The organism is Budvicia aquatica DSM 5075 = ATCC 35567, from assembly GCF_000427805.1.
GTDB lineage: Bacteria > Pseudomonadota > Gammaproteobacteria > Enterobacterales > Enterobacteriaceae > Budvicia > Budvicia aquatica.
This window is the reverse complement of record NZ_ATYS01000032.1, coordinates 36,146-50,645: the sequence shown is the minus strand read 5'-3', so window position 1 is coordinate 50,645 and position 14,500 is coordinate 36,146. Positions and strand designations below refer to the sequence as shown.

The window sequence follows — 14,500 nt, the reverse complement described above, 5'->3', positions numbered from 1 at the left end:
CACTCACCGATCAAACTTGAAGAATAACGCATATTTTATCGTCTTTTGGATACTCGTTAAGTGGTGGTGTAAAGAATGAAATTACAGCAACTTCGCTATATTGTAGAAGTGGTCAATCATAATCTGAATGTCTCTTCTACCGCCGAGCGGCTCTACACTTCACAACCCGGCATCAGCAAGCAAGTCAGAATGCTGGAGGATGAGTTAGGTATTCAAATATTTACCCGTAGCGGTAAACACTTAACCGAAGTGACGCCTGCGGGACAAGAAGTGATACGCATCGCCAGAGAAGTTCTGTCGAAGATTGATGCCATTAAGGCGGTAGCCGGCGAGCATACTTATCCGGACCAAGGCTCGCTGTATGTGGCTACCACGCATACTCAGGCCCGCTATGCATTACCTAAGTCGATTAAAGCGTTTATAGAGCGTTATCCGCGGGTTTCTTTGCATATGCATCAGGGGTCGCCAACTCAAATAGCAGAAGCGGTGTCTAAAGGCAGCGCAGACTTTGCCATTGCGACAGAGGCGCTCCACCTGTATGAAGATTTAGTGATGCTGCCTTGCTACCATTGGAACCGCGCAGTGGTTGTGAAGTCCGATCATCCGTTAGCGGCTAAAAAGAGTATTACTATCGAAGAGCTGGCTGAATACCAGTTGGTGACCTACACCTTTGGCTTTACTGGCCGCTCTGAACTGGATGTGGCTTTCGGCCGAGCAGGGCTAACGCCTAAGATAGTATTTACCGCCACCGATGCCGATGTCATCAAAACCTATGTTCGCTTAGGGTTAGGCGTCGGGGTGTTGGCAAATATGGCCGTAGACCCGATAGAGGACCCTGATTTGGTGGTGCTGGATGCCAGTCATATCTTCCCGCACAGTACCACTAAGATAGGTTTCCGTCGTACGACGTTCCTGCGTAGCTATATGTACAGCTTTATTGAAGGTTTTGCCCCGCACTTAACGCGCGATATTGTCGATAAAGCGGTGGCATTAAGATCGGTTGAAGAGATGGAAGCGCTGTTTAAGAATATCGAACTGCCGATACGATAGTATCAGTATCAGTATCAGTATCAGTACCAGCCCGCTGAACGCGGGCTGGTGATAATTTACTTAACCAGTAAGTGGCCCATCTTAGCCGCTTTGGTATCCAGATATTTTTCATTCTTAGGATTACGTCCAACCAGCAGCGGCACGCGGTTAGCAATGTTAATCCCTGCCTCAGTCAGAATTTCGACTTTCTTTGGGTTATTGGTCAGCAGATTAACTGACTTAATGCTCAATAATTTGAACATATCCGCACAGAGAGTGAAGTCGCGTTCGTCGGCGGCAAAACCGAGCTGGTGATTAGCTTCAACGGTATCTGCGCCTTTATCCTGCAGAGCATAAGCCCGAATTTTATTTAGCAGCCCGATATTACGGCCTTCTTGGCGATGATAAATAAGCACGCCTCGACCTTCTTCTGCGATGTGCTGTAGGGCGGCTTCAAGCTGAAAACCACAGTCACAGCGCAGACTAAACAGTGCATCACCGGTCAAACATTCTGAATGAACGCGGGATAATACCGGCTCATCACCGCTGATATCGCCAAAAACCAGAGCGACATGGTCATGCCCCGTGGCAAGCTCTTCAAAACCGATCATAAGAAAATCTCCCCATTGGGTCGGTAGTTTCGCTTCTGCCACTCTTTTTAGCTGCATGATACTCTCCAATAATAAATGACTACGCAATGCGTCTTGATTTATTTACAAATAATTTAGCCGTGATTAGCCATAAACTGAGGGCTATAAGCTAATCCGCATAATAAGGCGTATCAGTATAATCTAATCAGATTGATTTTGTTGCAAGATAGTTAATAAAAAATCAGTTGGTTAGAGTGCGGTATTTTTACTATTTTTACTATTTTTAGTCATTTTGTGGGATTATGTGCGGCCTAAATCGATTTAAGTTGGAAAGTAGTATGTTAAGTCTGGCAAAACGAACCGCCTGTGGCGTTTTAATTCTTTTAGCGATGCCATTAATTGTCTGGGTTAGCGACTGGTTCTGGACCCCTTCGGAAAACAATCCCTTTCTTAAACCGCTATTTTGGATCACTGAAACCTCCAGTTCGCCTTGGGGAGCATTAACCAGCGTGGTCCTTGCGCTGTGGTTTGTTTGGCAACTGAAATTGCCGATAATGAGAAAAGGCTTATATCTTATCGCTATTCTGGCCGTCACTATTGTCGGCGGGCAGGCGATCAAATCGGCAATTAAAGAAACGGTCGAAGAGCCGCGGCCTTTTGTGCTGTGGCTGGAAAATGAGTTTCAAATCGATGATGCTGCTTTTTACTCGCTCCCGCGCAAAGAGCGCGCCCGCATTGTTGAGCAGAAACTTAAAAATGAAGATCGGGTTCCGCCATGGTTGTCTAAACACTGGGAGCGCGAGACCGGCTATTCATTTCCGTCGGGGCATACCATGTTTACTGCATCATGGGCTTTGCTAGGCATTGGGTTACTCTGGCCACGTCGCCGTTATGTTAGCGCAACTATTTTAATGATTTGGGCCGTCACAGTGGCCGGAAGTCGTTTATTATTAGGGATGCATTGGTCTGAAGATCTGATGGTCTCTATTATACTTAGCGGATTATTTGCCTTTCTGGCCTGTTGGTTCATCGATCGTAAAGTTATGCGGCTGGATCAGTTTGCCGGTGCTGCTGGGACAGAAAAGTGTGAGGAATAATCAATACTATGACAAAAGCCCTCTCATATAGTGTGATAGTATTATTAACCGGCTATAAAGTGGTTGTAAGATAAAATCCGATTTTCTATCTGCGAGTAGAAATGCTAAGTTAAGATGAAAATAGGTAAAGTATTCTTGGTATAATTCATCCGTTTATCTTTATTTTGGATAGCAATGTGAAATATTTACTGGTTGTATTGTTGGTTATCGTCATTCTGATTATTTCAGTGACATTAGGTGCGCATAACGAGCAAGTTGTCACCTTCAACTTTTTGGTTGCTAAGGGAGACTATGCATTATCCACTCTGCTGGCCGTTTTATTCGGTGGCGGTTTTCTTTTGGGCTGGCTGGTCAGCGGGTTGTTCTACCTGCGTTTGCGGTTACGCTTAGGCCGGGCCGAGCGCCAAATTAAACGCTTACAACAAACTGACTCCTCAGCATCGGCGGGTAATCCGTCTGCGACGATGATACCGTCATCCAATAAGGAATAATGTTGTATGCTTGAACTGCTGTTTCTGTTACTGCCCGTGGCTGCTGCTTACGGCTGGTATATGGGCCGAAGAGGAGTACAGCAGGAGCGTCAACAAGAGGCAAATAAACTGTCCCGTGGTTATGTGGACGGTGTCAACTTCCTTCTTTCTAACCAACAAGACAAAGCCGTTGATCTTTTTGTTGATATGCTTAAAGAGGACGGCGGCGCATTCGAAGCCCACCTGACATTAGGCAACCTGTTCCGTTCCAGGGGCGAGGTTGATCGCGCGATAAGAATTCACCAGTCGTTAATGGAAAGTGCCTCTCTGTCTTTTGAACAGCGGCTATTGGCGACCCAGCAATTAGGGCGAGACTACATGGCTGCCGGTGTGTATGACCGGGCTGAACACATGTTTACTCAGCTTATTGATGAAGAAGACTTTAGAATAGCCTCATTGCAGCAATTATTAATTATTCATCAGGCGACCAGCGACTGGCTTCAGGCGATTGATGTCGCAGAGAAGCTGATTAAGTCAGGTAAAGACGCATTGCGCGTTGAAATTGCCCATTTCTATTGTGAATTGGCGCTGTTGGCCATGAGCTCTGACGACTTGGATAAAGCGATGGGGTTATTGAAAAAGGCCTCAGCGGCAGACAGTAACTGCGCCCGAGTCTCGATTATGCTGGGCAGAATTTGGATTGCCCGCGGCGATGATGTTAAAGCGATTAATGAGCTTGAACGCGTTATCGAACAAGATAAGGACTTTGTCAGCGAAACCATACCTATGCTGTATGAATGCTATCAACGATTAGATCGTCCTGAAGAATGGTTAAATTATTTAAAACGCTGTGTGGCTGAACAAACAGGGTCTTCGGCCGAGTTAATGCTGGCCGATATACTGGAGCTTCGCGAGGGGCGAGATGTTGCTCAAACCTATATTAACCGCCAGCTACAGAGTCATCCGACCATGCGTGGTTTCTACCGCCTGATGGATTATCAGTTAGCGGATGCTGAAGAAGGCCGGGCTAAAGAAAGCCTGATTGTTTTACGCAATATGGTTGGCGAGCAAATCAGAACTAAGCCGCGCTATCGTTGTGAAAAGTGCGGTCTGACGGCAAGTTCGCTTTATTGGCACTGCCCGTCTTGCCGGGCGTGGTCAACCGTTAAGCCGATTCGCGGATTAGATGGTCAATAGAAAATATATTAGTACCTGATACTCGGGTACACGGTGTTAATAGTCTTACAGGAAATAAACATGTCGAGCTCGACTTCACCCATTATTGTTGCTCTGGATTTTGATAACCAACGCTCGGCCCTTGAACTGGCCGATCAGATAGAGCCAAAAGATTGTCGCTTAAAAATTGGCAAAGAGATGTTTTCTCTTTGCGGGCCTGAACTGGTGCGTGAGCTACACAATCGTGGGTTTGACGTTTTCCTTGATTTAAAGTTTCATGATATTCCCAATACTGTGGCGAAGAGCGTTGCCGCTGCGGCTGAGCTGGGCGTTTGGATGGTCGATGTGCATGCCAGTGGCGGTGCGAGAATGCTGGAAGCGGCTAAAACAGCACTGCTGCCTTATGGTAGCGATGCGCCTAAGTTAATTGCCGTCACGGTATTAACCAGCATGGACGAGAGCGATCTGCGCGGCATCGGCATTGAATCTTCATTGCAACAACATGCCGAAAGGCTTGCTCGTTTGTCTAAAGATAATGGTTTAGATGGCGTTGTGTGCTCTGCCCATGAGGCTGAACATTTGAAGGCGCTATTTGGCCCTTCATTCCAATTAGTTACGCCGGGAATTCGTCCGGTGGGCAGCGATTTGGGTGACCAACGTCGGGTTATGACCCCTCCGCAGGCACTGGCCGCCGGGGTTGATTATATGGTTATCGGGCGCCCGATAACTCAAGCCAATAATCCTGCAGCAGCACTGCGGGACATCTTAGCCAGCCTGGTGTAAAACATCATGACGGATAATAACAGCCGGTTAGTTTACTCCACCGATTCAGGTCGAATTAAGCCGGATGAGGCTAAGGCTGAGCGGCCTAAAGGTGATGGCATTGTCAGAATTCAGCGTCAGACCAGCGGGCGTAAAGGGAAGGGCGTTTGCATTATTACGGGGCTGGATCTTAGCGATGATGATTTAAACAAGTTAGCCGCCGAATTAAAAAAGAAATGTGGCTGCGGTGGTGCAATTAAGGACGGAGTGATTGAAATTCAGGGCGATAAACGCGATGAACTAAAAGTCCTGCTAGAATTGAAAGGTTTTAAAGTTAAACTGGCGGGCGGTTAACAATAAACATCGCGCGCAATGGGATGTCAACTGCGTATATGTGCAACAATGAATTATACTAAATTCAGATATACAACCGATTAATCCATGGCTTATGTTGATAAGATGAATAAACAAGCATTTTATACCGAATTGCACAGAGATTTAACGGCACTGATTAGTGCTGAGAACGATCTGATAGCAACACTAGCTAATAGCTGTGCCTTGCTGTTTGAACGGCTTGAGGATGTTAATTGGGTCGGTTTTTATTTATTACAAAGTGATGTATTAGTGCTAGGGCCTTTTCAAGGAAAAATTGCCTGCACCCGAATCCCTGTTGGTCGGGGTGTTTGTGGTACGGCGGTTGTAGAAAATAAAATTCAAAGAATTGATGACGTCCATAAGTTTGCAGGACATATTGCTTGTGATAGTGCGAGCAACGCAGAAATTGTGTTACCTGTTTATTCAGGTAACGATATTATCGGTGTATTAGACATTGATAGTACGGTATTTAACCGTTTCGACAATGACGATGAATCTGGCCTGAAAGCCCTAGCGGCAGTGCTTTCCAAGCATATTTCGCAAGGCTAACCGGTTTTTTATTGTCATCAGTTTAAACTTGAAGTGCGGATAACGTAGCTTTTACTGAGAGCGTCATTATAATGGCGCGTAATTTGTGCCTGCGTTGGTTGGCAAGCTCGTTGTAATCAGGAAATTTCATGGAAAATCAACCTAAGTTGAACAGTAGTAAAGAAGTCATTGCCTATCTGGCAGAAAAGTTCCCTCTTTGTTTCACCACTGAAGGGGAAGCACGCCCGCTGAAGATCGGTATTTTTCAGGATGTCGTAGCCCGGCTGCCAGAAGAAACACTGTTCAGCAAAACGCAGTTACGTACTGCTTTGCGTTTATATACTTCAAGCTGGCGTTACCTGCACGGTATCAAAGCTGATGCTCAGCGCGTCGATCTCGATGGCGCAGATTGTGGTGCTCTGGAAGAGCAGCACGTTGAGCATGCGCGTAAGCAACTGGAAGAGGCGAAAGCCCGAGTTCAGGCGCAGCGTGCAGCCCAGCGTCGCGAGTCAGGAGAAGCTACGCAAAATCGTCGCCCTCGTCCTGCGGCTAAAAAGCCTGCACCAAGTGCTACGGCGGCTCAGCCGACCTCGCGTAATCAGTCTCAGCCTAAATCTAAACCAGCCCAACCTGCGGCTCCACGCGCAGCGGTGCCAGTAAAAGAAGTTGAGAAGTCCCGTCCTGCATCCGCAGCGGATATGGCGGCACTAAAGACCGGGCAAAATGTACGAGTTCGTGCAGGTAAAAGTGCTATGGATGCCACAGTGCTTGAAATCGCAAAAGATGGTGTTCGTGTACAGCTTGCTTCAGGTTTAGCAATGATTGTACGTGCGGAACACTTACAGTTCTGAGTTGGAGGTTTGGCACGGCATGAATAACTTAGTCCGGTTAACGGCAATTGCAGGCTTATTTCTAGCGGGATTAAGTTATGCGAAAGATACAACCTATCGTATCGATCAGCTTCCTGAATTAAAACAGGAAGCTCAGCATGCAACGGTGAGCGAGCGCGTAACGGCGCGGTTTACCCGTTCCCACTATCGGCAGTTTGAGCTTGATGACGCATTTTCAGAGAAAATCTTTAATCGTTATCTGAATATGTTGGACTTTAGTCACAACGTATTACTGGCATCAGACGTTGAAAGCTTTGCCGGTAAAAAGACGGCGTTGGGTGAAGAACTTAAATCCGGTAATCTGGAAACGGCATATGCGTTGTATAACTTTGCCCAGAAACGCCGGTTTGAACGTTTGAACTATGCCTTAACGTTACTGGATAAACCGATGACGTTTGATGGTGATGACACCATTGAAGTCGATCGCAGTAAATCACCGTGGCCAAAAACTCAGGAAGAGTTAGACCAGCTTTGGTACGCAAAGGTTAAGTATGACGCGCTGAATCTTAAGTTAGCCGGTAAAGAGTGGCCGGAAATCAAAGAGATTCTGACTAAGCGTTATCAATCAGCGATCAAGCGTTTAACCCAAACTAAGAGTGAAGACGTATTCCAAACGCTAATGAATGCGTTTGCTCGTGAGATCGATCCTCATACCAACTATTTATCCCCGCGTAATACCGAGCAGTTTAATACCGAAATGAGTCTCTCATTGGAAGGTATTGGTGCGGTATTACAGATGGAAGATGACTATACTCAGATTAACTCTCTGGTCGCCGGTGGTCCGGCAGCTAAGAGTAAAGCGATTGCCGTCGGTGACAAGATCATTGGCGTTGGTCAGCAAGATAAGCCGATGGTTGATGTGATTGGCTGGCGTCTTGATGATGTTGTCGCGCTGATTAAAGGTCCGAAGGGAAGTAAAGTTCGCCTTGAAATTTTACCTGCCGGTAAAGGTGCTAAAGCCAAAACGGTGGTATTAACCCGCGAACGCATTCGTCTTGAAGACCGTGCGGTCAAAATGACGCTTAAAACCATCGGTAAGAAGAAAGTCGGCGTATTAGATATTCCCGGCTTCTATGTCGGTTTGACTGAAGATGTGAAGACTCAGTTGCAAAAACTGACTAAGCAGAATGTTGACAGCATTATTATCGATTTACGGTCTAACGGCGGTGGGGCATTAACCGAAGCGGTGTCTCTGTCTGGCTTATTTATTCCTAGCGGTCCGGTTGTTCAGATTCGGGATAATAACGGCAAAGTGCGTGAAGACAGCGATACTGACGATGTAGTCTATTACAAAGGCCCTCTGGTGGTATTAGTCGACCGCTTTAGTGCTTCAGCATCAGAAATCTTTGCTGCCGCTATGCAGGATTATGGCCGTGCGCTGATCGTTGGTGAACCAACCTTCGGTAAAGGTACCGTTCAACAACATCGTGCTTTAAATCGTATTTACGATCAGATGCTTCGTCCTGACTGGCCTGAACTAGGCTCTGTGCAGTACACGATTCAGAAGTTTTACCGTATAGATGGCGGAAGCACCCAGCGTAAAGGGGTTACGCCGGATATCATTATGCCGACAGGTATTGACCCTGTTGAAACAGGTGAAAGCTTTGAAGACAATGCGTTACCTTGGGATAGCATAGATAAAGCGAGCTATAACATTATCGGTGATGAGACCCGTTATATACCGACGCTGTCGAAAGAGCATCAACAGCGTATTGAGAAAGATCCTGAGTTCCAGTTTATTATGCAAGATATTGCCCGTTATAAAGCCAATAAGGATAAGCGAGCCACCATATCGCTTAACTATGCAAAACGGGAAAAAGAGAGCAATGAAGACGATGCAACTCGTCTGAAGCGCATCAATGAGCGCTTAGCGCGCGATGGTAAGAAACCATTGAAATCTCTTGAAGACTTGCCTAAAGATTATAAGGACGCAGATCCTTATCTGGACGAAACGGTGCTAATCGCATTAGATCTGGCTGCGCTTGAAAAAGCCGAAGCGGCGGCGAAAAAGAACTAATCAGGCTTGTTGTTTAGCCCGAATAAATTGTTTAGCTCAAACGAACAAGGTGCACACTGTGCGCCTTGTTTTTTTATATGGCCGCGCCAACGATAATTAAGCGATCAATTTCATTGGCAAAAATACCCAAAGCTACGCTTTGTCACTGACAATTGTAAAGTTGTGATCAAATTGTTCAGTATTGGGGTATTGCTCTTGAATTTTCGCCATCAACCCATACTATTTGAGTTGTAACAAACATCTTTTACTTCTCTGAGGGAATGCCATTTTATGATGCGTATAGCGCTATTTTTATTAACAAACCTTGCTGTTATGTTGGTTTTTGGACTGGTACTCAGTTTGACCGGCATTCAAGGGCGTAGCGTTCAGGGACTGATGATCATGGCCGGAATCTTCGGCTTTGGTGGTGCTTTTGTTTCTTTAATGCTATCCAAATGGATGGCACTGCGCTCGGTTGGTGGTCAGGTCATTGAGCAACCACGTACTGAGGTTGAGCGTTGGCTATTTGAAACCGTTAAACGGCAGTCTCAGCAGGCCGGTATCGGTATGCCACAGGTGGCTATTTATCAGGCACCGGATATTAATGCCTTTGCCACCGGTGCACGCAGAGATGCGTCGTTGGTCGCTGTCAGCTCCGGTTTACTGCAAAATATGAGCCGTGATGAAGCTGAGGCCGTTATAGCCCATGAAATCAGCCATATTGCCAATGGCGATATGGTGACCATGACGCTGCTACAGGGCGTGGTCAATACCTTTGTTATTTTTATTTCCCGACTGCTTGCGCAGATAGCGGCAGGATTTTTATCCAATCGGGATAATGAAAGTTCATCCGGTAGTCCGATGATCTATTTTGCGGTTTCAATGGTGCTTGAACTGGTATTCGGCGTTCTGGCCAGCATTATCACCATGTGGTTCTCCCGCCATCGTGAATTCAGAGCGGATGCGGGTTCTGCCAAGCTTGTTGGCCGCGAAAAAATGATTGCGGCGCTACAGCGGTTAAAAACCAGCTATGAACCTCAGGAAGAGTCAACCATGCTGGCCTTTTGTATTAATGGTAAGTCTAAGGCATTTAGCGAACTGTTCTTATCACATCCGCCGCTGGATAAGCGTATTGAAGCGCTGCGTTCTGGTGAGTACCTGAAGTAAGCGGCGTTAACTCGATATAAAAGAAAAAATCCGGTAGCTGATAACTGCCGGATTTTTTTATTTTTTCTATCTGAAACTCAAACTGAGACTGAAAACAGAATGTGATTATTTCTTTAAGAAAGGGCCATCAGTCACTGAATTACGTTCAACCAGTTCCGGGTGTAATTCAATTGAGTTATACGTTTCACGCTTATTAATGATTTTATCCAACAGCATATCAAGAGCCATTTCAGCCAGGGTTTCTTTGGGCTGCTGGATGGTGGTCAGTGGTGGATTAAAGAAACGGGTATTACGTATATTGTCATAACCGATAACCGAAATATCTTCCGGTACCCGAATTCCCATTTCGCCTGCGGCACAAAGCGCGCCCATTGCAATAACATCACCACCGCAAAATAGTGCCGTAGGGCGCTTGGATGCGGCAAGTAGCTTCATCATCCCTTCATAGCCCTCATGGGGGTGGAAGTCAGCCTCAATAACCCACTCATCAGGAATGGTAATTTTTGCTTCTTTCAGCGCATGCAGAAAGCCTTTATGACGCTCGCGTCCGGTATGTTCATTAAGCTGCCCGGTGATGGTGGCAATTTCACGGTGACCGCGATCGATAAGATATCGGGTTGCTAGATATCCGCCGTGAAAACCGTTGTCTTCAATATTGTCGGTAAAGTCGCTGTGCTTACCCCAATCCATCACCATCATTGGAATATTATGATAGTTCTGCAGCATATTAAGCAGCGGAGTAGGGTATTCGGAACACATAACCAGCATGCCATCGACTCTTTTTTGAGCCAGCATGGCCAGATAAGCCTCTTGCTTTTCTAAGTTATTTTGAGCATTACACAGAATTAAGGTGTAACCCTTTTTATAGCATGCGGCCTCAACCGCCTGTATAACTTCTGCAAAATAGGGCGAACCACTGGAGGCCGCCAATAAACCGATGGTTTTTGTATTATTGACTTTTAAGCTACGGGCAACGGCGCTGGGAGAGTAATTTAACTGCTTAATAGCAGCCCAAACGGCTGCTTTGGTGTCTTCTGCAACAAAACGTGTTTTATTAATAACGTGGGAGACCGTTGTTGTAGAAACGCCAGCATGCTTAGCTACATCTTTTATTGTTGCCATAAATCCCTGTACTCCAGAGCCTTCACGAGTATCGGATACCGTGCAAGCGGGTAAGTTAACGATTGCTTTTTCTTTAGATTAACGGATTACACTTTAAAAGCAAAACGGTGTAGAATTTAGATTATCGTCACTGTCTTTAGCCTGTATTAGCGGTTTCAGTGATTATAGGCGGTGAATTTTGGCGTATCTGATACAAAAGTCAAAGAGATAAAATGGAAAAATCTCATTGAATGACGTATTTTTTATTTATTAGGCTGGAATTTATCACTCACAGTGAGTTTATTTTAAGGAAAATAATATGTCTTCTGATTTCAAATGGTCTTTGACTGCCACTGCTTTTGCATTATTTTTAGTTGTTACCTATAGCTTAATTGCTGTTTTAAATTAGAATTAAAAAGAAGGTCCGGTACTGATTTTCATACCGGGCCTTTTATATTGCCTGAATTTCCTGTTAATCATCGATTCAGGCTTGGATATTATCGTCTTTCATACTTATTTAAAGATTATGTTCTGAAAAATAGCATAATTCTTTTTTATTATATTTTATGAGATAGCGGGTGTTTCAACATGGAGGCAGTATAGTATGACTCACCATCAGGCCAACGTTGTTGCGCTAATTAAGCGTATTGTTGGCATAGTCATTTTCATTCCTGCACTGGTATCAACAGTGATTTCATTACTAAAATACCTGGTCGCGCCTAAAGCGCAGATGCAAGAAATGACTGCTGCTGTCATGGATTTTGTTAAGGTTATGGTTGATATTGCTCGCCAGTACACCAGTTTTTTAGAATACTTTTGGGTTAACTCGCCGATACCTGACTTAGCAAACTGGTCTTCCAGCAACTCTTTGTGGTTTATTGCTATTTTCGCTCTGATCTTTATTGGATTATCGCTACAGGCCGCGGGTGCTCGTTTAACCAAGCGGGTGTACAGTATTCGAGAAGGTGTTATCCAACGGGCTGCACTGGAAGGAATGAACGGCGCTGAGGGGCGTACTCGCCAAGAGCTAGAAAAGCTGGTATCAATCCCTAATACCTCTATTTTTGCCCAGTTTGGCCTGCTTTATGTGTCACCGGTTATCTGGGGCATCATTGTTTATGCGATCATTCGTCTGATCAACATGCTTTAATATTTTTAAATTCCCTTCTATATTTAATATTACAGGCCAGTAAGCGTTGCCGGTCTGTAATATTGCACTTCTTGTCTGATTCTCCCGATAGCTATTGATTTAAAACATTAACGTACTTGCTGAAGCGCTTTTAGGCCAAAGCTGTGCTTTGGATCGAGGTTTATCTATAATCAAAAGGTTAACCTGAGATCATCTTGATCATAACCTTGGGGTAATGTCATGTGGCAATCCGTCAGTCGTTTATTGAGTGAGTATTGGGGCGAAACTTATACAATCACTGAAAAGGAGGAATTGCCGGGTGGTGATATTCATCGGGCTCGCAAAGTCAGCAACGGTGAAAAAGAGGTTTTCATTAAGTACGATACTCGAGATATTCTCCCTATCTTTACCGCAGAATCCGATCAACTTGCGATGTTGGCTAAAAGCCATACGGTTCGTGTACCAGAGGTATATGGCGTTGGCTACGATCGGGATAACAGCTTTTTACTGTTGCAGTACCTTCCTCAGAAACCGTTAGATGCCCATCATGCTTACTGTCTGGGTCAGCAGTTGGCGAAACTCCATCAATGGAGCGATCAGCCTCAGTTTGGTCTCGATTTTGATAGCGATTTAGCGACTACGCCTCAGCCCAACAGCTGGCAACGGCACTGGAACCTGTTTTTTGCTGAACAGCGTATTGGCTGGCAATTACAGTTAGCCAACGAAAAAGGGCTCTGTTTCGGTGATATAGATACCATTATTGGCCTTGTCAGCCAAAGGCTGAAGAGCCATCATCCACAGCCTTCATTACTGCATGGCGATCTCTGGCCGGCTAACTGCGGTGTCAGCGCTATTGGTTCGGTTATTTTTGATCCTGCCTGTTACTGGGGCGATCGTGAATGTGATTTAGCCATGTTACCTTTGTACCCGGATTTACCCGCTCAGATTTACGACGGCTATCAAAGTATCTGGCCTTTGCCTTTAGGTTTTATTGAGCGTCAGCCGTTGTATCAACTGTATTACTTATTAAATAGAGCTAATCTGTTTGGGGGCGATCATATCGGTATTGCCCAAGAGGCCGTTGAACGATTGTTTGGTTCAGATCTGGTATAATACGATTGAGTTATCAATAACAAACATCGGGGTTAACTCCGATATTTGTGTTTATTTTCAAGGATGATGATGCAAACGCGGTTAAAATTTCAGGACTTTCTGCATGCTCGGCCAAAGCCAAAGGGCATTGATGTTATCTGTCAGCTCCAGCATTTTTCAATTATTACTTACGCCATTGATCCTGTCAGACTTCGCGGGCTGATTCCTGAACGCTTTCAACTGGATACCATCGAAATCGATGGCAGGGAAAAAGCATTAATTTCTGTTGTTCCCTTTATTGATATTGATTTTACCTCTGCGGTTTATCCGTTTGCTAAGTTTGTGATGGGGCAGACTAACTATCGTATTTATATTATTGATAAAACGACCGGGGAGCGCTGCGTCTGGTTTTTGGGAACAACGTTGGATTCATGGGCGATAGCCGTTCCCAGAGCCTTGTGGAATTTGCCGTGGTATCCCGGAAACGTGCGTTTTGACTGTGTTTATGATCAAGCCCAAAACGGCTATGCAAAATACGTGATGGAAACTCAATCTGAATGGGCTCCGGCAAAGCTAGCGTTGATTCAAGAAAAGGGGGGTGACATCAATCTGCCGGGGTTTCCTGATATAGAAACAGGCTTGGTTTGCCTGACTCATCCGCTTACAGGATTCTACCACCGCCGTGACGGCAAGCTGGGAACATATCGGGTATGGCACAAACGGTTATTAGTTCAGCCGGCCACCCTTAAGTATGCGGATTTTGGCTTGCTGAGCCGTATGGAATTAGTCAGCTTAGATGAGCAACAGCGCCCCTATAGCGTATTGGTTGAACCCATCAATGAGTTCACTATTTACTTGCCGCCGGTGGTGGTGAAATAGCGCTAGATAGAAATTGGTGAAATCTCAATCTTGTACTATCAACTCACTAATCACAGTGGTAAAATCCGTCTTTCGTTTTGTAAACAACGAAACCTACAAATCAATGTGTGTACATAATTGCGTACCGTTTCGATACTCGTGCATCGAACAGTGATACCAATCCATTGATTTAATTATAAAATATTGCTTTGCATGTGATCTGTCGTGTGGGTCACCACT

The 14,500-nt window shown here is 45.3% G+C and carries 16 protein-coding genes; 14 read left to right on the top strand and 2 right to left on the bottom strand.

What is annotated here, in order from left to right:
- Positions 1-75: 75 nt before the first annotated feature.
- Complete coding sequence (cysB, locus tag YWE_RS0113660; protein WP_029095050.1) at positions 76-1,050, top strand: HTH-type transcriptional regulator CysB; 975 nt, start codon at positions 76-78, stop codon at positions 1,048-1,050.
- Between the two features lie 56 nt (positions 1,051-1,106).
- Here the strand turns inward: cysB and ribA are convergent, their stop codons facing one another.
- The gene (ribA, locus tag YWE_RS0113655) at positions 1,107-1,697 is read right to left on the bottom strand and encodes a GTP cyclohydrolase II (protein ID WP_029095049.1); all 591 of its coding nucleotides are present in this window, start codon (positions 1,695-1,697) and stop codon (positions 1,107-1,109) included.
- A gap of 260 nt (positions 1,698-1,957) precedes the next feature.
- On the opposite strand from ribA, the gene pgpB reads away from it, so the two are divergent.
- The 9 genes from pgpB to htpX all read left to right on the top strand — a co-directional run bounded on the left by pgpB (position 1,958) and on the right by htpX (position 10,080).
- Positions 1,958-2,716 carry a phosphatidylglycerophosphatase B gene (gene pgpB, locus YWE_RS27315; protein ID WP_051323341.1) on the top strand — a complete coding sequence of 253 codons (759 nt, stop codon included), beginning with the start codon at positions 1,958-1,960 and terminating at the stop codon, positions 2,714-2,716.
- 176 nt (positions 2,717-2,892) lie between these two features.
- The gene (locus tag YWE_RS0113645; RefSeq protein ID WP_029095048.1) at positions 2,893-3,207 is read left to right on the top strand and encodes a LapA family protein; all 315 of its coding nucleotides are present in this window, start codon (positions 2,893-2,895) and stop codon (positions 3,205-3,207) included.
- Positions 3,208-3,213: 6 nt separating this feature from the next.
- Positions 3,214-4,383, top strand: a complete 1,170-nt coding sequence (gene lapB, locus YWE_RS0113640) for a lipopolysaccharide assembly protein LapB (RefSeq protein ID WP_029095047.1) — start codon at positions 3,214-3,216, stop codon at positions 4,381-4,383.
- A gap of 60 nt (positions 4,384-4,443) precedes the next feature.
- Positions 4,444-5,145, top strand: coding sequence for an orotidine-5'-phosphate decarboxylase (gene pyrF, locus YWE_RS0113635; protein ID WP_029095046.1), 702 nt, complete (start codon positions 4,444-4,446; stop codon positions 5,143-5,145).
- A gap of 6 nt (positions 5,146-5,151) precedes the next feature.
- On the top strand, positions 5,152-5,478 hold the full coding sequence (gene yciH / locus YWE_RS0113630; protein WP_029095045.1) for a stress response translation initiation inhibitor YciH: 327 nt from the start codon (positions 5,152-5,154) through the stop codon (positions 5,476-5,478).
- 105 nt (positions 5,479-5,583) lie between these two features.
- Positions 5,584-6,048 carry a GAF domain-containing protein gene (locus tag YWE_RS0113625; RefSeq protein ID WP_029095044.1) on the top strand — a complete coding sequence of 155 codons (465 nt, stop codon included), beginning with the start codon at positions 5,584-5,586 and terminating at the stop codon, positions 6,046-6,048.
- A gap of 128 nt (positions 6,049-6,176) precedes the next feature.
- Positions 6,177-6,878, top strand: a complete 702-nt coding sequence (gene proQ / locus YWE_RS0113620; RefSeq protein WP_029095043.1) for an RNA chaperone ProQ — start codon at positions 6,177-6,179, stop codon at positions 6,876-6,878.
- 19 nt (positions 6,879-6,897) lie between these two features.
- Positions 6,898-8,934: a carboxy terminal-processing peptidase gene (gene prc / locus YWE_RS0113615; protein ID WP_029095042.1), complete on the top strand. Its 2,037-nt coding sequence runs from the start codon at positions 6,898-6,900 to the stop codon at positions 8,932-8,934.
- 270 nt (positions 8,935-9,204) lie between these two features.
- Positions 9,205-10,080 carry a protease HtpX gene (gene htpX, locus YWE_RS0113610; protein ID WP_029095041.1) on the top strand — a complete coding sequence of 292 codons (876 nt, stop codon included), beginning with the start codon at positions 9,205-9,207 and terminating at the stop codon, positions 10,078-10,080.
- A 105-nt stretch (positions 10,081-10,185) separates the two neighbouring features.
- On the opposite strand, the gene purR is transcribed toward htpX, so the two are convergent.
- Complete coding sequence (gene purR / locus YWE_RS0113605) at positions 10,186-11,202, bottom strand: HTH-type transcriptional repressor PurR (protein ID WP_029095040.1); 1,017 nt, start codon at positions 11,200-11,202, stop codon at positions 10,186-10,188.
- A 298-nt stretch (positions 11,203-11,500) separates the two neighbouring features.
- Between purR and cydH the strand changes: the two genes are divergently transcribed.
- The 4 genes from cydH (at position 11,501) to YWE_RS0113585 (ending at position 14,281) form a co-directional block, all read left to right on the top strand.
- Complete coding sequence (cydH, locus tag YWE_RS31935; protein WP_099044206.1) at positions 11,501-11,590, top strand: cytochrome bd-I oxidase subunit CydH; 90 nt, start codon at positions 11,501-11,503, stop codon at positions 11,588-11,590.
- 195 nt (positions 11,591-11,785) lie between these two features.
- Entirely contained in the window at positions 11,786-12,331 is a 546-nt protein-coding gene (locus YWE_RS0113595) for a YniB family protein (RefSeq protein ID WP_029095039.1), read from the top strand.
- A gap of 219 nt (positions 12,332-12,550) precedes the next feature.
- Positions 12,551-13,423, top strand: coding sequence for a fructosamine kinase family protein (locus YWE_RS0113590; RefSeq protein ID WP_029095038.1), 873 nt, complete (start codon positions 12,551-12,553; stop codon positions 13,421-13,423).
- Positions 13,424-13,492: 69 nt separating this feature from the next.
- Entirely contained in the window at positions 13,493-14,281 is a 789-nt protein-coding gene (locus tag YWE_RS0113585; RefSeq protein ID WP_029095037.1) for a YqjF family protein, read from the top strand.
- Positions 14,282-14,500 lie beyond the last annotated feature (219 nt).